The organism is Dermabacter sp. HFH0086 (assembly GCF_000413375.1).
GTDB classification, from domain to species: Bacteria; Actinomycetota; Actinomycetes; order Actinomycetales; family Dermabacteraceae; genus Dermabacter; species Dermabacter hominis.
The window spans coordinates 1,381,626-1,399,479 of record NZ_KE340308.1 but is presented as its reverse complement, the minus strand read 5'-3'; the positions used below and the strand labels follow the sequence as shown (position 1 = coordinate 1,399,479).

Here is a 17,854-nt window from a genome sequence, read left to right as displayed (position 1 = left end):
CCCGCCTCCGACCTCCCTAGAAGCGCAGGTCGGTTTCGACGCCCATCGAACGCGCAACCGGCAAGTGGAAGTGGTCGCTTGCGCGTGCCTGGTTTTTGAACATCACGCGGAACACTTTCTTCGCGACGAGCGTCAGGAACGTCGCGGGCGCAAGCACGAGGTTGGCGCGCGCTGTCACGAACCACGTGGACTTGAGACGCTGATTGCTCCAACGCTCGCTCGCATCGGGGCACGAGGCGAGAAGACGCATCGCTTTCGGCACATCCAGGTGTTCCTTGAAGCCGAAGTGGACGTTCACGCATTCGACGCCGTCGGGCACGCCCGGGACGTCCAGAATCTTGATGCGATCTTCCGCGTTCACGCGTGGAACAGGCTCGGTCGTCACCTCAGCAATCACGACGCGCGAGTGGATGGCGCGATTCACGCGCGTTTGCGTGAGAAGCGCGAGCGGCGGCGTATGGACATCCTGGTGGAGGTACACGACGGTTCCCGGGAGCTTTTGGAGCTGCTTCTTTTCCGTGCGCGCCACGAATTCCTCCCACGTTCCGCACAGGTCCCGGCGGCGCTCACGAAGGCGATTGGCGCCAAAGCGCCACACGTGCATCGTCGCGATGCACAGCGCCGATACGACGAGGGGAATCCACCCTCCCGTGAATACTTTCGCGGCGTTGGCCGCAAACAGGAAGAGCTCGGCGCTCGCAAAGAACGCGGCCACGACGATTACCTTCCACAGTGCCCACTTTCGCACGTAGCGGAGGTAGAGGAACAAGAGGGCAGTCGAGAGGAGGAACGATCCCGAAACGGCGATGCCGTACGCGCTCGAGAGCCCCTGCGAGGAGCGAAAGGCGAGGATGAGCACGAGTGCCCCCACGCACAGTAGCCAGTTCACACCGGGCACATACACCTGCCCCTTGTGCTCGCTCGTATACGTATGCGTGAGGCGCGGAAGCAACCCCAGCCGCTGGGCCTGCATCGACACGCTAAACGCCCCCGCGATCACGGCCTGCGAGGCAATGATCGTCGCGAGGGTCGCAAGAATCACCACGGGGAATTGAAGGTTGTGCGGGACGAGATCGTAGAACGGGTGGCTCGCGCTGCGTTCGCGCAGAACGAGCGCTCCTTGCCCCAGATAGTTCAGTGCGAGGCACGGGAAGACGAGCGCAAACCATGCCCTCGCGATCGGTCCTCGACCAAAGTGCCCCATATCCGCATACAGGGCTTCTGCTCCCGTCACCGTCAGCACAACAGCGCCGAGAGCGAAGAAGGCCAAGAGCGGTTCCGTCACGATAAAACCGAGAGCGTGATGCGGGGAAAGCGCCCCGATGATTTCCGGAGTCTTCACGATCGACAGCACGCCGAAGGTCGCGATCACAAGGAACCACACGATCATGACGGGCCCGAACGCGCGGCCCACGACGCCCGTCCCCCACCGCTGAATACTGAACAAGGCAAGCACGAGCACGAGCGCGATTGGCACGACGAGCGGGCCGAGGGCGGGAGACGCCTCTTCGAGTCCCTCCACAGCCGACAGAATCGAGATGGCCGGGGTGATGAGCGAATCGCCGTAAAACAAACCCGCCGCGCACATCCCGAGCACCATTACCGCGCCGAGCAGACCTCGCGTGCGCGCGCTCGACAGGACGGATGTCAGAAGCGCCGTGAGCGAGAGCTCGCCTCCCTCACCGTCGTTATCGGCACGAAGGAGCACACCTACGTACTTAATGGAGACCGTGAAGGTGACTGCCCACAGCACGAGGGACAACGCACCAAAAATATGCTGGGGATCAGGGGGAAGCGGGTGGCCGTCGGCCTCTGTGAAAAGCGCTTGGAATGCGTAAATCGGCGAAGTGCCGATGTCTCCGAAAACAACGCCGAGGGCGGCGACGGACAGTGCAAAAATACCTTGTGAACGGGCGTGAGTTGTCATCACGACCGACGAGTCTAACCTGGCCCCATGAGTCAAGAAACCGTTAAGGCTGTCTCGTGGCTCACGAATCCGTAAGGCCGTACAGCGGCTATCAGCCCCACATACGAAAGCGCCCCGGCACACACCGGGGCGCTTTCGTACTGTCGCGAAATCAGAGAGCCGCGAGTGCAGCCTCGTAGTCGGGCTCGTCATCGACACTCGGCACGAGCTGCGAGTGCACAACCTTGCCGGTTTCGTCGGCGACGAGCACGGCACGAGCGAACAGGCCGGCGAACTCGCCGTCGGACAGCACCACGCCGTAGTCCTTGCCGAAGCTCGAACGGAAAGCCGAGAACGTGTGGACGTCATCGAGGCCCTCCGCGCCGCAGAAACGCTCCTGCGCGAACGGAAGATCAACCGACACACCGATCACGACGGTGTTGTCGAGCGAGGAGGCCTTCTTGTTGAACGTGCGCAGCTGCGCCTGGCACGTGGGCGTGTCAACCGAAGGGAAAATGTTCAGCACAATGCGCTTGCCGGCGAAGTCGTCAAGAGTGACGTCTTTCAGCTCGGCGTCTGCAAGGGTGAACGCGGGAAGCTGATCGCCAACCTTGGGGAGCTCCCCGTTCGTCGACACGGTTGCGCCTTCAATGGTGACTTCTGCCATCGTCATTCCTTCTTTCATCGCTATGTCCGGCCGCGACATGCGGCCCTGCTACGACTCGTACAGTAGAACCGCCATCTGACCGTTGCCAGAAAGCGGCGCACCCTGACACGCCTACGCCCTCTCCGCTTTCATACGCTCAATGGCCTTCTTCACATCAAAGTCAGCTTTCGGATAAGCGGGGGCGATGCGTTCGAGCGCATCGGTCAGAAGCTGCTGAACAGCCAGCCGCGCGTACCACTTTCGATCCGCGGGAACGACGTGCCACGGAGCCCACGCCTTGTGCGTCTCGCGGATCGCAGCGTCGTACGCATCCATGTATGCATCCCAATGCTCACGTTCGTCGAGGTCGCCCATGTTGAACTTCCAGTGCTTATCTTCGCGTTCGAGACGCTCGTAGAGCCTCTCCCACTGCTCCTCCTTGGAGATGTGCAGCATGACCTTCACGACCTCGTAGCCCCGTTCTTCGACGAGTTGCTTTTCAAACCTGTTGATGTCGCTGTAGCGCTTCGCGAGAGTCTTGTCGTCTGCCCACCCGTGGACGCGGTGGATGAGCACGTCCTCGTAGTGCGATCGATCGAACACGCCGATGAAGCCCGGCTCGGGAAGCGCTCGACGAATACGCCACAGGAAGTGGCGATTCTTCTCCGTTGCCGTTGGGGCCTTGAAACCTTTGATTCGCACGCCCTGCGGGTCAACAGCGCCCACCACGTGACGCACAATTCCGCCCTTGCCGGCAGTGTCCATGCCCTGGATCACGAGAAGGACGCGGCGGCCATTTTCTTGGTCGCGATGCTCGGCCCACAGTCGCTCCTGGAGCTCACTGAGGTACGCGCTGCGGGCGGCGAGGATTGCTTTGCCGTCCTGCTTGTCGCCGCCAAACTCGAGCCGCGCCTTCGTCGAGAGGTCGCGCACGGAAGTGAAGCCCTCGAGGTCGAGCGGGAGCTCGTGCCCGCGTGGGCGCGCGTCAACATAGGTACCGTCCTCGACGATGTCGAGTGCAGCATCACTTACCTTCAGGTGTTTCTTCGCCTGATCGAGAACGATCTGTTCGCGCTGTTCACGCACGGGCGCCTGAGCGTTCTCAGTGCTCTTTTTGCTCTTCTTGTCCTTTTTGGCCATACCTTCAGTCTAGGAAGCGGCGAGGGGCCCTCCCTGACTCATACTTACCTAGAGGCTCGCCTGTGCGTGAGTGCGATGAAGCGCGTCACGATGAGGGCACCGAGGGCGACGGCAGCCGTCGACACCCAGACCGCCGCGCGGAGCCCGGCGCTGTCCACGATGAGGCCGCCAATGATCGCACCCCCACCGATCGAAATGTTGAATGCCGCGCTATTGAGAGCGGTGCCTGCCTCAACTCGATCCCCCGCCTCGGCGTTGACGAGCGACTGAATCGACACCGAGGCCATGCCGCCAAAAAAGCCCCACACAGCGATGATGACGAGAGCATTGACGGGGGCGGACATCACGGTCGCGACGAGGATGAGCGAAAGCGCCGTACCCACCGCAAGGACAAGAACCGCCAAGGCAGCAGAGCGTTTGATGAGCGGGCCGGCGGCGAAGTTCCCGATGAGGCCGAGCGCCCCGTAAAGCAGCAGGTACATGCTGATCTTTTCGAGATCGACGTGGGCGAAGTCTTGAAGGATCGGACTCACGTAGCTGTACGAGACGAACTGGCCCGTCACGATAATGAGCGTCAGCACAAATGCGTAGCGCACGCCGCGGATCTTCACAGCACCGAGGGTCGAGCGCACGGTTTCCACCGCGGCCGACTGCACGGGCCTGACCATTGCGACCATCATGAGGCCCACGACGAGGGCGAGAATACCCGTGGCAGCGAACGCGCCGCGCCACCCGAGCATCGTTCCGAGCCACGTTGCGAGAGGCAGTCCAAGCACGAGCGCGCTCCCGTTCCCGGCAAACGCAATGGTCAGCGCAGTCGTGCGGTCCTCTTTTTTTACCTGGCCAATCGCGACGAGCGGAAGCACGGGCCAGTTCATCCCGATTGCAATCCCGGTGAAAATGCGCGAGGCAAGAAAGAGCGGCCACGAGGTGGAGAAGAAGGAAATCGTGCAACTCACGACTACCGAGAGAAGAGCGAGTAGCAGCACGGTCTTACGGTTCAAGGGGCGAGTCACGCTCGGCACGAGTAGGGCCACAACGCCCGCGATCACGCCGGGAAGTGTCACGGCGAGCCCGACGGTTCCTCGGCTCACACCGAGGTCGTTGGAGATAAGCGTGAGCACGCCGATGGGAAGCTCTTCGATGGTGATAAGCGTGAAGATCCCGAGAGCCAGCGCGACCACCGCGATCCAATTCGAGCTCTCCGGCTCGCTGTTCGGTGCTGCCTCGGGGAGGGTCGACGGATCGACCTCCGGGTTAATCGCGGGAATAGAGCCTGTCACGGTAGGAGGAACAGCCGACACGGCACACCCCTTCATCGTTATGCGGCAGACACGTCAGGTGCCTGGGCTCACGGATGTTGACCCGCGCAGCGCCCAACACTCTAGGAAAAGACGCGAGTCTCCTCCAAGTTGTGGTGGCGGGATTCACCGCGCGGATACCCATAAAATGGGAGCGCCCTCGACGCGCGCACCGGAAGGTTTTTCCTTATGGCCATTGGCTTTGCCGCACTGCTCGACGATATCGCCGCCCTCGCGCGCATGGCCGCGGCCAATGCCGACGATGTTGCCGCCGCGTCCATGAAGGTCAGCGCAAAGGCAGCGGGAGTCGTCGTTGACGACGCAGCCGTAGCTCCGCAATACGTACGCGGAGTCAATCCCAAGCGGGAGCTGCCGATCATTTGGAAAATCACGAAGGGTTCCTTGCTCAACAAGGCCATCATCCTCGTGTTCGCGCTCCTTCTTTCGCAGTTTGCGCCGTGGGTCCTCACGCCGCTACTCATGCTGGGAGGCACCTACTTGTGCTTCGAAGGTGCCCATAAGATTTGGGAGCTTGTCACCGGCAACAAGGAAGCGAAAGAAGCCGAGCCTTCCGTTGTGCAGGGAGAGGATGCGGAAAAGAAGGTTGTATCGGGGGCCGTGCGCACCGATTTCATTCTCTCCGCAGAAATTATGGTGATCTCGCTCAACGAGGTCGCTGACCAGCCCCTCGTGGATCGCGCCCTCATCCTCGTGGTCGTCGCGATTGTCATCACGCTCGCCGTTTACGGGGTCGTGGGGCTGCTCGTCAAGATGGACGACGTTGGGCTCGCGCTCACGAAACGAGATTCAGGCGCCGCGAAGACGTTCGGCGCATGGCTCGTGCGGGCAATGCCTGTCGTCATGACCATCATCAGCTACGTCGGAATGTTCGCCATGCTGTGGGTTGGCGGTCACATCATGCTCACGGGGCTCGATGAGCTCGGGCTGCACGCACCGTACGCGCTCGTGCACCACCTCGCCGAGGGCGTCGAGGCGATCGCGGGCGTGGGCGGAGTGCTCGCCTGGCTCGTCGATACGCTGTGCGCCCTGGTGTTCGGGCTCGCGTGGGGCGCCGTCGTGGCCGGCGTGTGGGCACTGACCCCGTGGGGGAAGAAGGCCCACTAGCGCCAGCGGGGCCGGCCGCTTACTTTTCCGTGGGAGTGACGGGCGGTTCAGCCGACCAGGGGAACACGATCCAGTCGGCGGTATGTTTCCAGACGAAATGAGGCTCGACGACCGACGTCGGCTTCGAGTACAGGACCGCGGAGCGCGCCTCGGCGCCTTGAGCCTCGAGAAGCTCGAGGACAAGCGCGAGGGTACGGCCGGAATCGGCAACATCGTCGACGACGAGCAGGCGCTTGCCTTCAATAGCCTCGGTGTCAAGCAGCGGCGCGAGGAGAACTGGATCGGGAAGGGTCTCGTGAACGTCGGTGTAAAACTCGACGTTGATAGCGTCGGCAAGTTTGAGTCCCAGAGCGTATGCGAGGGACCCCGCCGGGAGCAGGCCGCCGCGCGCAACGGCGATGATGATCTCGGGCTCGAAGTCCGAATCAATGATGGTTTGTGCAAGTTCACGGCTCGCGGTGCCGAAGGTCTCCCACGTGAGGACCTCCTTCACCTGCAGATCGCTTGAATCGGCGTGGTAGGCCCCTGTCACGGCGTCCTCGTTTCCCCGGCTTTTCCGGATCGCACCGGTTGTTCCGGTGGTGTGTTCGTTGTCTTCTCCCCCGTCGGACCCTCGGGGCCAACCGGTCGTGGCTCCATTCTAGGGGCGAAATTCCGCGTCTTCGAAACGCTGCTGCCGGGTGCGTACACTAGTAACGACTTCGATACAGCCGCCCACCCTTTTGGTAGGCACCTCGCATGTGAAGACAGCAGGAGCCGCGATGCTTGATTATTGTGCGTCTCTCATCGTGCGTGCGCGGCACCTCATCGTCGCCCTTGCGGCGTTGTGCGCGGTGTTCTTTGGAGCGTTGATTCCCTTCGTCGGCGTGAATGCCGACATGGCGAAGTATCTGCCGTCCGCATCACCGATGCGCGCCGGAACCGAAGTCCTCACAGATCAGTTCGATGACCCCGATCTTTCGACGTTTCGGGTCATGGTGGATGGACTCGCTGACGACTCGGAGCGCAAAGAGGCCCTCGCTGCCCTCGAGAAGCTCGATGGGGTTCACCACGTCACATCGTCAACCAATGCCACTCCTGCCGATGGCGACCCAGCCCGATACATCAACGGTGACCACACGCTCTTCGTCGTCTCCTCCGAATCCGACTACGCAGACCCTGCGGCGACGTCCCTTGCCGAGGAACTCTCCGCACTGAGCGAGTCCGGCCTGAACGGGCACTCCCTCACCTTCACGAGCGATAATCCGTCGACGAGCGGTGAGCTTCCCCTGTGGATCGCGGCTATAGCTGTCGCTCTGCTCGCCGCGATCCTTATCGCGATGAGTGCATCGTGGATCGAGCCTTTGCTCTACCTCGCGACGATTGGCATCGCCGTGCTCCTCAACATGGGATCCAACGTTGTCCTTGGCGAAATCGCCGAAGTGACGTTTTCGATTGCCGCTATCCTCCAGCTCGTCTTGTCGATGGATTACTCGATCATCCTCGCCAATCGATATCGGCAGGAACGCGCCGCGCAGAAAAGCCACGGTGCGGACTCCGTACCAGATGCGAGCGCAATCGCCATGCGCCGAGCCTTGCCCAAAGCCTTCAGCGCAATCGCCTCGGCATCGATTACGACCATCGTCGGCCTCCTCATGCTCGTCTTCATGAGCTTCAAGGTGGGCGCCGATCTTGGCATCGTCCTTGCCAAGGGCGTGGCGATTTCGATGCTGACCGTTTTCACGGTCCTTCCCGCATTCCTTGTCATGTGCGACTCCTTGATAGCGCGCACGCCAAAACCGTTCCTCAGCCCCCGCTTGGGCGTGCTCGCTCGGCTCGAGCACGCTGCACGGTGGGTCGTTCTCGCTGTGTTCGTCGCTATCCTTGCGGGATCCGCGTTCCTCCAGTCCCGTACGGAGACGGCGTACACGCTTTCGACCCCCGACCCGGTCGCCGAGCATTTCACCCCCGATAACGACATCGTGCTCGTCTATCTCAATTCGAATGCTGAGCACATCCATGAGATTGCCGATGCTGTAAAGCGCGATCCGCACGCGATAAGCGTGATGGGCTACCCCACCACCGTCGGGGAGCCGCTCACGAAGGGCGAGATGAAACGCACCTTGGAGGAATTTGAGGACTCGCACGACTCTGGGAACGCGAGTGGGAACAAAGACGGTTCCGACGGCTCCTTGGCCCTCAACGACACGGCCCTCTCGATGGTGTATTTCGCCTACCACGACGGACAGGCGGGAACCATGACGCTACAAGAATTCGTGGCTGCCGCTCGCGAGGCTGAAAACCTCAGTCAGAAGGGAGAACTCGGGTCTTTCACGTCGGGCGGCATCAGCCGGATTGAAGGAGTCGGCGCCCTCGAGCGCGCACTCGATTCAGGTCAGGTGCCCGGTGACGTTCTCGGCCGCGAGTTCACCCCGAAGCAGCTAGCGTCGGTGCTCAAAAGCATGAAGGGGCGCGGGAGCGAGGGCGATTATTCAGGCGGCACGAGCGATGCGATTCCTATCGACGAGGACGATCTCACTCAGCTCTTCGTGCTGCACCGCGCGCTACACGAATCGGATCCGTCCTGGACGATGTCACTCGATGACCTCGTGCACTTCATGCTCGAAGAGTCCGGGCAGGGCGGGCGATTTGAGGGGCAGTTGAGCACTGAACAAGTTTCTCAACTCGAAAGCGCCGCCGCAGACATCGCTGATGTTCGCGCGCGATTCGTGGGAACCGAGTTCTCGCGTTTAATTATCCGTACTGACTACCCCAAGGAAAGCCCGGAAACTCTCGCATTCGTCGAGAATCTCGTCGATCTCGCAGACGCCAAGGTACCCGGTGAGCATTTCTTCGTGGGAGATTCAGCCATGGTGTACGAAATGCGCGAGGGATTCGGCGCGGAAAATGTGAAGATCGCACTTTTCACGGCGGCCGCAATATTCATCATTGTGGCGCTCACGTTCCGCTCGATCGCCGTGCCTGCGATTCTTGTACTGCTTGTGCAGGTGGGCGTCTTTATTACGGTGAGCACCGTCGGGCTCCAGGGATACAGCATGTACTACCTCGCGATGCTCATCGTGCAGTGCATTTTGATGGGAGCCACGATCGATTACGCGATCGTCCTCACGACGTATTACCGGGAGGCACGGCAGGAACACGGGGTGCGAGAATCGCTCGCGCGCGCCTACGACGGTTCGATTCACACGATCCTCACCTCCGGTCTCATCATGGTGCTGGTGACGGGCGTGATCGGTTTTCTGTTCTCAAATCCGACGGTTGCCCAGATCTGTCGAACCATCGCGATCGGGGCGTTTGCGGCCATCATCCTGATCGTGGGGATCCTGCCTGCGCTGCTCGCCGTTCTCGACCGGGTGGTGGCTCCTAAAAACGCGGCGCCACGCGCATAGGGACACGGCAGCGAAAAGGCACGGCGCCGTTTGGGGCGGCCTAGAATTACCCTATGGTCATGCATGAGGTGAAGGTTCTCGTCCCCGAAGATCGGCTCGCCGATTTCTACACGCGTTTTGGCACGTGGCTCGCGGAAAGCGAGACGGCCCTGCCCAAAGCGAACGACGACGCGCACGAGAGGCCCGCGACGGAAGACGGGGGCCTTGCGGAAACGCGCCCCAGCGGCGAGCGCGCCGTCAACCGAGGCAAAGACGAGGCGCAACCGGCGTCGGACCGCACACCCCCTGAGCCGGAAAGCCCGCGCCGCAGCGCCGCTGCCGCTGCGCCCACCTCAAGCGATCACGACCTTCTCGACTGCGCCGTCGAGTGGTGGCGTTCCCTCAAACGAAACGAGCGCGATATTTTCACGCTTTTCATGGACGCTGCGCCGAACACGCTCGGAGCGCCCGAGATTGTGGCCGCGCTCGGACTCAAGAGTGAACGCGTCATCCCCGGTGTCCTCGCCTGGCCGCGCCGCAAGGCTGCCCGTGCGGGCTTTCCCCTCGCGTGGAAGTTCGAGCACGATGCCGACGGCAAGGCCCGCTACGGCCTTCGCAACATGCCGGAAGTGTCAATGAGCGCACACGAATATGCATCGCTATTGCGCGAGGCAAAGCGCAAGGTCGAGGGCTAGCGACCGCCCCTATCGCACGGCCGAGCGCCACCTCGTGATGAAGCCGTGAGAGAGGATGAGCCCGAACGTCATCGCGGCGAGAATCAGCAGGGCGGTGGAGAAGTCCTGTGCGATGCCGACCACGACAACCGTGCTGGGGCGCGCCGTCAGCTGCACCATCCCCGCCACTGCGCGGAACAGGTAAATGCCGGGCACGAGCGCGACGATGGCGGCGAACCCCACGCCTGCGAATGACAGGCGTTTGCGGTGCGCAACAGCGCTCAGCACAAGTCCCGCGACAATGCAGGCCGCGAGATCGGCGTTAATGACGTTCACTCCGCACGAAACCATGAGAATCCAGCGTCCAGCATGGATGAGCCCTCCCACGAGGATGGGCCACGCCGCCTGCGTAAGCGGCATCGAGAAGTAGACGCTGAACGCCATCGCGGCGAGCGCTGCCGCGAGCGCATCGACCCATAGCGAAGGCGTACGGGCACCAGCAGTAACGGGAAGGTCGCTCCCCACGAGGAGAAGCCCCACGACGAGCCCGCCGCTGATCGCGGCGAGGATGATCCCGCCATACACGAGGCGATGCCACCCCACCGTGACGTTCTTTCCCGTGACGTCGAGCGCGCCGTTGATGAGGTGTGGGCCCGGCACAAGAATCATGGCGGGGCACACCGCGACGAGTCTGGCTGCCGATGCGATACCAAGGTGATCGGCGACCCCACCAAGAATCCCCGCGAGCATGGCAGCCGCAAGCGCCTGGCCCGGCACGGCGATGCCGTGAGCCCCGAGCCATCGCCTCATACAACCGCCAATACCCGCTGCCAGCGCGATCAACAGGTACGACAGCGGGCTGCGGGCGCCGTAGATGAGAGCGAGACCCCACGCACCGGCGATACAGGCGAGGACGAAAAGCCATAGCGGGGCGTGCGAAATCGAGGCTGCTTCGTCGAGCCGAGAATTGAGCCGCGCGAGTTCACGATCACCGATGTCGCCACTGGCCGGAAGCGAGTCGATAGCTCGTAGCGTCGCGTTAACGCGCGCCATGTTGATCGCCTCGGGTCGCACGTGGACGGTCGTGTGCGCACGACCGTCGATGTCGACGAGGACGACGCGGTTCCATTCAACAATGCACCGTACCGGCAAGCCGAGTCGAGCGCTCAGGGATTCGACCGCGGAGATTGCCTCCGACGTGAGGTGGCCGTACCCCACGAGGGTTCGTGCCGCGGTTGCGAGAGCCCGCATCCGCTCGTCTCGCATGGGTCCTTCTCTCTCTTCGCTGCGTCTCGTATGTGAACGGCCCCGCACCAGAAACAGCCGGGCGTGCGCCCGTCTAACCCTAGCGCTCCCAGTACATGAAGGTTTCTTCATTTTCGCCTCATGGCAGTTTCATGCAGCACAGGCACCGTGATGGCTAACAGCACAACCGAGAAGGAGAAAAACCGTGCCCCCTCGCCGCCATCGCCCCTTCCTCGGCTTTCGCCCGCGCAGAATCCAGCCGTCTACCCCACGTACTTTGTGAAATTCATGGCCAACAGACTGGGAATATCCACCCAAAGGCAAAGTGCGCGTAACCTTTCAGTTGCTCTGCCGATGCATCATGATGCGGTCCACTCCCCGCCCTCGAAGGATTGTTCCTCATGTCTCACGACGTCCTCGAACCAAAGCGCCAGTTCCTTGGCCCCGATCGCAATTGGCACCTCGCCTTCGGTGTCCTCACACTCGGCACGCTCATTTTGTGCATTTACTGGGCGCTTGGCTACACCGACACTGGATCGTGGGGCATCCTCATCACGACCATCGTCGTGGGCCTGTTCATGGCGTTCAACATCGGCGGTAACGACGTCGCCAACTCGTTCGGCACGTCGGTGGGCGCGGGAACGCTCAGCATGAAGCAGGCACTCATGGTCGCCGCGATCTTCGAAGTGAGCGGCGCCGTGATCGCTGGTGGCGATGTCACTGAGACTGTGCGAAGCGGAATCGTCGATCTCGATGCCTTCTCCGTTCAACCACTCGACTTCGCCTTCATCATGATGTCGGCACTCCTTGGCGCGGCCCTGTGGCTGCTTGTCGCAACAAAGATGGGTTGGCCCGTCTCGACGACCCATTCGATCGTCGGCGGCATCGTTGGCGCGGCCGTGACGCTCGGACTCGTCACGGGCACCGGTGGTTTCGAGATGGTGCAGTGGGGCGAGATCGGCAAGATCGCGCTGTCCTGGGTCGCGTCGCCTCTCCTCGGCGGGATCGTCGCCTACATTCTCTTCGGCGCGATCAAGCGGTACATCCTCGTGTACAACGAAGAAGCCGATGAAAAGCTCCGCCAGCTCAAGATCGACCGCGCCGCGCACCGTGAAAAGCACAAGAAGGCCTTCGAACGACTCACGGAGATCCAGCAGATCGCCTACACGAATGCCATGGCGCGCGATGCCTCTACGATTCAGTCAGACCCCGATTACGACGTTGAGGATCTCGACTCGGATTACTATCGCGAGCTCCACGACATCGAAGAACGCGCCGAGCACATCAATGCCCACCGCGCACTCGATACATGGGTGCCACTCCTCGCTGCCGCCGGCTCAATCGTGATCTCCTCGATGCTCCTCTTCAAGGGCCTCAAGAACCTCCACCTCGACATCAACGGTGCGGGCAACATCCTCATCATGGCGATGGTGGGTGCTGCCGTGTGGATGGCCGTGTTTATTTTCGCGAAGACGCTCAAAAACGAGGACCTCTCCCGCTCGACCTTCCTCTTGTTCTCATGGATGCAGGTGTTTACCGCCTCGGCGTTCGCTTTCAGCCATGGTTCCAACGACATCGCGAATGCGGTCGGCCCGTTCGCCGCAGTCCTCGATGTTCTCAAGACCGGGTCGATCTCCGCTAATGCAACAGTGCCCGCTGCTCTCATGCTGAGCGCCGGCGTGGCCTTGGTTTGCGGTCTTTGGTTCATCGGCCGCAACGTCATCAAGACCGTAGGTACGGGCCTCACGAAGATGCACCCCGCCTCCGGCTTCGCCGCGGAGCTCTCCGCTGCGGGCGTCGTGATGGGAGCCTCGATGATCGGCATTCCCGTCTCCTCGACTCACATCCTCATCGGCGCGATTCTCGGCATCGGTCTCATCAACAAGGCCGCTAACTGGAATCTCATGAAGCCGATCGCCCTCGCGTGGGTCATCACGCTTCCCGCCGCGGCTGCGATCGGGGCCCTCGGCATCGTGATCCTGCGCGCCGTATTCGGCTAAACGTCCGTTTGAAATACGGGCTTTTGAAAAACCGGGTCGTGGTGCACTACCTCACCCACCACGAAATCGATATCGCCCACGCGCTCCCACCCGTGCTTGCTGTAGAAACGCTGCGCCCGGTGGTTATCAGCATTCGCGTTGAGCCATAAACCCTCCACACCGCGTTCACGAGCGCGTTGCTCGGCGGCTTCGAGGATTGCCGCCGCGACTCCTTTGCCGTGCACCTCGGGAACGGCGTAGCACTTGGAGAGGAGCCCCGCGCGCTGGAGCGTCACGCCTAGATTCGGTGCGGGGGCGCCATCTGGTCCGAAGAGCAGGAGCGCGTAGCCCACAAGTGCTCTTCCGACGGTTGCCACGAGCACATCGTGCTCCGGGTGATCGATGTGCGCAGCAAAATGTTCGGGAGTGAGATGCTCGCGAATATAGGCGTCGATGTGGGCCTGAGCAAGCGTCGGAGGACAAGCCAAAGGAAAAGTACGGGCCGCAAGTTCGCTAACAGCGAACGCATCGTGAGGGTGTGCATCTCGAACGATGAAGTCCATTTCTCCATTGTTTCTCACTCGAGCCTGAAAAACACACGCATAGCTCTTTCAGGCTCACAGCGCTTTGTCCAGCACACAGCAAGGTTCCTCTCGCGCGCCGGTCAGACTACGTGGAAATAACCCCAAGGAACCCATGGAAAGTTGGATCTCGCTTGGGGCGCAAGGGCTCCGAGCGCTCCACAAGAGATGCTCACGAGCTTCCCAAAGTGTCTCGAAAGTCTGAACAGGACAAAGCACGAGGAAAGGACAAAAGCCATGAACCTCCGCGATCAGATCGACACTCTCCAGAAAGCCACCGTTATCGACCGCGACGGCAACAAGATCGGCTCGGTCGGCCAGGTCTACCTCCACAACAGCACCGGCGAGCCCTCGTGGGTCACCGTCAACACGGGCCTCTTCGGCTCGAACGAGACTTTCATTCCCCTCGACGAAGCTCAGCTCAGCGGCGACGAGATCACCGTCCCCTACGAGAAGGACTTCGTGAAGGACGCTCCGAACATCAGCGAGGACGGCGAGATCACCCCCGAGCAGGAAAACGAACTTTACCGCTACTACGGCGTGAAGGACCCGGGCTACGGCACCGAGACCACCGCCAACGCGGGCGAGGTCCGCGAGGATCGCGACCTCAACCAGCAGGGCCTCGCGAATAATGCCGCCGGCAACGAGAGCGCAGCAGGCGTCGGCACCGCCGGTGTTGCCGGTACCGCGGGCGTTGCGGGCGCTGCCGGCGAGCGCGATGCCGCTAGCGACGTGAACCGTGAGGACTACGCCGCTGATGCGGATCGCCGCGAAGCTGGCGACGTGAACGACGAGCAGAAGATCACGCTCCACGAGGAGCAGGTCAACGTCGGTACCGAAAAGGTCGAGACCGGCCGTGTGCGTCTGCGCAAGCACGTCGTCACCGAGACGAAGACCGTCGAGGTTCCCGTTGAGCGCGAAGAGTTCGTTGTCGAGCGCACCCCCGCGACCGGCACCGCAACCGACGCTCCCCTCGGCGAGGACGAGGTCGAGGTCTCGATCTCCGAGGAGCGCCCCGTCGTGAACAAGGAGACCGTTGCAACCGAGGATGTCCGCGTGGGCACCCGCACCGTTCAGGACACCGAGAAGGTCGCGACCGACGTTGCGCACGAAGAGGTTGCCGTGGACGGCGTTGACGCCGAGGGCAACCGCAAGGGCGACACCATCTGAGCTGCTCTGAAGAGCTGACGCTCGAAGAAGCCCCCGCTAGCTCGCGTAACTGCGAGTGGGCGGGGGCTTCACTATTTCCGACGGTAGGCTAGCACCCATGGATTTCGTGACCTACGCGATCGATGACGCGCCCACGCGAGAAGAGCTTGTTTCGCTTTATGATTCCGTTGGTTGGTCGGTCTACACTCGCACCCCTGACCGGCTCAAAGCAGCGATTGGTGCCTCCCTTCGGGTTGTCACCGCGAGAGTTGATGATGAGCTTGTGGGGCTCGCCCGTATCGTCGGCGACGGACTTACCATCCTCTATCTCCAAGACATTCTCGTGAGGCCAAATCACCACCGCCAAGGAATCGGGCGCGAGCTCTTTTCGCGCGCGTTCGAGCCCTACAGCGACGTACGACAAAAGGTGCTCATGACCGACTGCGGGCAAGCCACACGCTCGTTTTACGAAGCCATGGGCTTCACTGAGACCCGCGACCTCGGCGACCTCAGCGAACAGGTGCGCGTTTTCGTGAGGTTCAGCTGAGCGGCCGCTCGATATGCGTGGCCTTGCTCGCCAAGAAATCGATGTACTTCGGGTCTTCGTCGGCAAAAATCTCCGGGCCCGCACCCATGTATGCGCGCATGAGCTCATCCGCCGCGCGCGGTTCGTTACCGAGCTCGAATTGCGCCTGGCCGAGCCGCAAGTGAATGAACGGATTGCCGAGAGCATCCGGGCAGTGCATGCACGTCGTGAGCGCCGCGTGCGCCGTCTCGAAATCCCCGCGAAGCACGTGCGCATCGCCGATGCTCGCAAGAAGCCACGTTGCTTGCGGCCATTGCGTTTTTGGCTCCGGGAGCATTGTCCAGGCAAGATCGAAAAACTCCACCGCGCCAAGGTAATCCTCAGCATCCATGCGTTCGTTTCCCTTTTCGGCGAGAGCGTCGATGTCTTCTTCCCAACTCATGATTTCCCCTTCCGTGTGGCGTTGCGCGGCCAGCGTTGCAAGAAAGGCTGGGCGTAGTTCGGGGTTGTGGAAGCTTCGGCCGAGACCTTCTAGATGAGGAAATGCTCCGCCACGGCGTTGATACGGTGAGGGCATGATTACGTCCTCGCTCAGAAAGCTCGTCAGCGCTGCAACCGACCATGCCAAGCGGTGCAATGACAACGGCGATCACACCGTGGCTGCCGCTCTCCTCACCAAGTCTGGCGGCACGGTCCTTGGGCTCAATGCGTTCCACTTTCTTGGCGGTCCGTGCGGCGAAATCTCGGCACTTGCGAACCACGCCGCAGAATGCGCCAACGATCCCGTAGTCGCCATCGTTGCCGTCTACGGTCCGACCGGGCAAGTGATCTCGCCGTGTGGCAAGTGCCGCCAGGTGCTTTTCGACCGTGATCCCGCAATTCAGTGCGTGATTCGCGGTTCCAACGGGCTCGAGGCCGTAAGCGTTTCTGACCTACTCCCCCATGCCTACGACTGGCGCACCGTGGAGCTCCCGCAAAAGATCTTCATGTGGGAAGGCTACGAGCGCGCGATTAGGGAGGGAGATAAGCGGCAGACCATCCGAGTCGACGATCCGTTCCGCCCCGGCCCCGCGCAGCTCGTTTTCGAAAAAGAGAGCGGTGAGGCCACGACGATCGACGCCTCCGTGACCTCCGTGAAGCCCACTCGCCGCGGCGGTCTCACCGAGGAGCATGCAAAGCGTGACGGTTTTGCGTCTCTAACGGAATTGCACGAAGCCCTCGATAGGCATTACCCGGGCCTCGCAATGGAAGACAGTGTCGACGTCGTGACGTTTGAGCTCACATAGGCAGAGCCGCTGAAGGCACGCTCCACAGTTACGTGATAACGCTTCTCATGTAGTGTGTGGGCATGGCCTCCCCTAGCGACATCTGGTCCGCGTGCGACTACGCCCCGACCGCCGCACGCCTGCAACCCGTCTCCGCCCTCGTTGCCACCCAACTGGCTCAATTCGTGGAAAGCCCCGCGACCGTCGCCGACATCGGCTCTGGGCACGGGGAAGGTGTCGCGGCACTCCTTGCCCAGGGCTACACCGTGACCGCCATCGAGCCAACCGGCCGGATCCGTGAGAGCGGCCAGAAGCACGCACCTGAGGCGACGTGGATTGATACCTTTGGCGAAGCTACAGGCTTAGAGACGGCATCTGGCGATGCGGTCACAAGCACCTTTGGGACAATGATTTGCGACCCTACGAAAGGGCCGGCGGAGTGGGCTCGCATCCTTCGCCCCGGCGGCATGCTCATGATGACCGCGTGGAACCAAGAGGGCTTTCTCGCGACGATGACCGACGCGATGAACGATGCCATTGCTCCCGATCGGTCAACACAGACCCCGCCACACATGGCCTGGGGCGTCGACGATGTGGCGCACGAGCGTTTGTCGCCGTGGTTCGACCACATCAGCATCGAACACCTCGACCTGGACTGGTCATTCGAAAGCGTCGAAGAGGGTATGCAGCTTTACCGAGGAGGAAGCCCGACCCACGCTTGGATGGCCGACCATGCCGGTACCCGCCGAGAGGCTCTTTGGACCGCGCTGCGCGATCACCTCGAGGCCCACGCCGATGATTCCGGGCGGATCCACTCGACGACCGGTTACGCACTTGTCACTGCCCAGCGTCGACGTGACACGGGCCGATAACGTCTGAGGCGTTAAAGCAGAATCCCACGGCGCACCGTTGGACATTTACCTACCTGCGATTAACAGGCAGAAACAAC

16 protein-coding genes are annotated in these 17,854 nt (G+C 61.8%); 8 read left to right on the top strand and 8 right to left on the bottom strand.

Annotation, left to right across the window (positions count from 1 at the left end; translation table 11 throughout):
- Nucleotides 1-16 precede the first annotated feature (16 nt).
- The 4 genes from HMPREF1484_RS06165 to HMPREF1484_RS06150 all read right to left on the bottom strand — a co-directional run bounded on the left by HMPREF1484_RS06165 (nucleotide 17) and on the right by HMPREF1484_RS06150 (nucleotide 4,996).
- Entirely contained in the window at nucleotides 17-1,927 is a 1,911-nt protein-coding gene (locus tag HMPREF1484_RS06165) for a potassium transporter Kup (RefSeq protein WP_016664168.1), read from the bottom strand.
- Nucleotides 1,928-2,078: 151 nt separating this feature from the next.
- Entirely contained in the window at nucleotides 2,079-2,573 is a 495-nt protein-coding gene (gene tpx / locus HMPREF1484_RS06160; RefSeq protein WP_016664167.1) for a thiol peroxidase, read from the bottom strand.
- Between the two features lie 111 nt (nucleotides 2,574-2,684).
- A complete protein-coding gene (locus HMPREF1484_RS06155; protein WP_016664166.1) occupies nucleotides 2,685-3,692 on the bottom strand; it encodes a PPK2 family polyphosphate--nucleotide phosphotransferase in 1,008 nt (335 codons plus the stop codon).
- A 44-nt stretch (nucleotides 3,693-3,736) separates the two neighbouring features.
- A complete protein-coding gene (locus HMPREF1484_RS06150) occupies nucleotides 3,737-4,996 on the bottom strand; it encodes an MFS transporter (RefSeq protein ID WP_016664165.1) in 1,260 nt (419 codons plus the stop codon).
- 186 nt (nucleotides 4,997-5,182) lie between these two features.
- On the opposite strand from HMPREF1484_RS06150, the gene HMPREF1484_RS06145 reads away from it, so the two are divergent.
- Nucleotides 5,183-6,118 carry a DUF808 domain-containing protein gene (locus tag HMPREF1484_RS06145; RefSeq protein ID WP_016664164.1) on the top strand — a complete coding sequence of 312 codons (936 nt, stop codon included), beginning with the start codon at nucleotides 5,183-5,185 and terminating at the stop codon, nucleotides 6,116-6,118.
- A 19-nt stretch (nucleotides 6,119-6,137) separates the two neighbouring features.
- Here HMPREF1484_RS06145 and HMPREF1484_RS06140 read toward each other — a convergent pair whose 3' ends face one another.
- Nucleotides 6,138-6,650, bottom strand: coding sequence for a phosphoribosyltransferase (locus HMPREF1484_RS06140; protein WP_016664163.1), 513 nt, complete (start codon nucleotides 6,648-6,650; stop codon nucleotides 6,138-6,140).
- A 229-nt stretch (nucleotides 6,651-6,879) separates the two neighbouring features.
- Between HMPREF1484_RS06140 and HMPREF1484_RS06135 the strand changes: the two genes are divergently transcribed.
- Nucleotides 6,880-9,507, top strand: coding sequence for an MMPL family transporter (locus tag HMPREF1484_RS06135; RefSeq protein ID WP_016664162.1), 2,628 nt, complete (start codon nucleotides 6,880-6,882; stop codon nucleotides 9,505-9,507).
- 59 nt (nucleotides 9,508-9,566) lie between these two features.
- A complete protein-coding gene (locus tag HMPREF1484_RS06130) occupies nucleotides 9,567-10,181 on the top strand; it encodes a hypothetical protein (protein ID WP_147594897.1) in 615 nt (204 codons plus the stop codon).
- Between the two features lie 9 nt (nucleotides 10,182-10,190).
- Here HMPREF1484_RS06130 and HMPREF1484_RS06125 read toward each other — a convergent pair whose 3' ends face one another.
- Nucleotides 10,191-11,426 carry a threonine/serine exporter family protein gene (locus tag HMPREF1484_RS06125; RefSeq protein ID WP_016664160.1) on the bottom strand — a complete coding sequence of 412 codons (1,236 nt, stop codon included), beginning with the start codon at nucleotides 11,424-11,426 and terminating at the stop codon, nucleotides 10,191-10,193.
- 380 nt (nucleotides 11,427-11,806) lie between these two features.
- On the opposite strand from HMPREF1484_RS06125, the gene HMPREF1484_RS06120 reads away from it, so the two are divergent.
- Nucleotides 11,807-13,405, top strand: coding sequence for an inorganic phosphate transporter (locus HMPREF1484_RS06120; protein WP_016664159.1), 1,599 nt, complete (start codon nucleotides 11,807-11,809; stop codon nucleotides 13,403-13,405).
- On the opposite strand, the gene HMPREF1484_RS06115 is transcribed toward HMPREF1484_RS06120, so the two are convergent.
- The gene (locus tag HMPREF1484_RS06115; RefSeq protein WP_040386503.1) at nucleotides 13,402-13,947 is read right to left on the bottom strand and encodes a GNAT family N-acetyltransferase; all 546 of its coding nucleotides are present in this window, start codon (nucleotides 13,945-13,947) and stop codon (nucleotides 13,402-13,404) included. The two genes, HMPREF1484_RS06120 and HMPREF1484_RS06115, sit on opposite strands and share 4 nt — an antisense overlap.
- A 255-nt stretch (nucleotides 13,948-14,202) precedes the next feature.
- Between HMPREF1484_RS06115 and HMPREF1484_RS06110 the strand changes: the two genes are divergently transcribed.
- The gene (locus HMPREF1484_RS06110) at nucleotides 14,203-15,135 is read left to right on the top strand and encodes a DUF2382 domain-containing protein (RefSeq protein WP_016664156.1); all 933 of its coding nucleotides are present in this window, start codon (nucleotides 14,203-14,205) and stop codon (nucleotides 15,133-15,135) included.
- Between the two features lie 97 nt (nucleotides 15,136-15,232).
- Nucleotides 15,233-15,661, top strand: coding sequence for a GNAT family N-acetyltransferase (locus HMPREF1484_RS06105; protein WP_016664155.1), 429 nt, complete (start codon nucleotides 15,233-15,235; stop codon nucleotides 15,659-15,661).
- Here the strand turns inward: HMPREF1484_RS06105 and HMPREF1484_RS06100 are convergent.
- Nucleotides 15,654-16,082: a M48 family metallopeptidase gene (locus tag HMPREF1484_RS06100; RefSeq protein WP_016664154.1), complete on the bottom strand. Its 429-nt coding sequence runs from the start codon at nucleotides 16,080-16,082 to the stop codon at nucleotides 15,654-15,656. The two genes, HMPREF1484_RS06105 and HMPREF1484_RS06100, sit on opposite strands and share 8 nt — an antisense overlap.
- Nucleotides 16,083-16,215: 133 nt before the next feature.
- Here HMPREF1484_RS06100 and HMPREF1484_RS06095 point away from each other — a divergent pair, with 133 nt between their 5' ends.
- Both HMPREF1484_RS06095 and HMPREF1484_RS06090 read left to right on the top strand, forming a co-directional pair.
- Nucleotides 16,216-16,926 carry an ASCH domain-containing protein gene (locus HMPREF1484_RS06095; protein ID WP_016664153.1) on the top strand — a complete coding sequence of 237 codons (711 nt, stop codon included), beginning with the start codon at nucleotides 16,216-16,218 and terminating at the stop codon, nucleotides 16,924-16,926.
- A gap of 62 nt (nucleotides 16,927-16,988) precedes the next feature.
- Entirely contained in the window at nucleotides 16,989-17,777 is a 789-nt protein-coding gene (locus HMPREF1484_RS06090; RefSeq protein WP_016664152.1) for a class I SAM-dependent methyltransferase, read from the top strand.
- Nucleotides 17,778-17,854 lie beyond the last annotated feature (77 nt).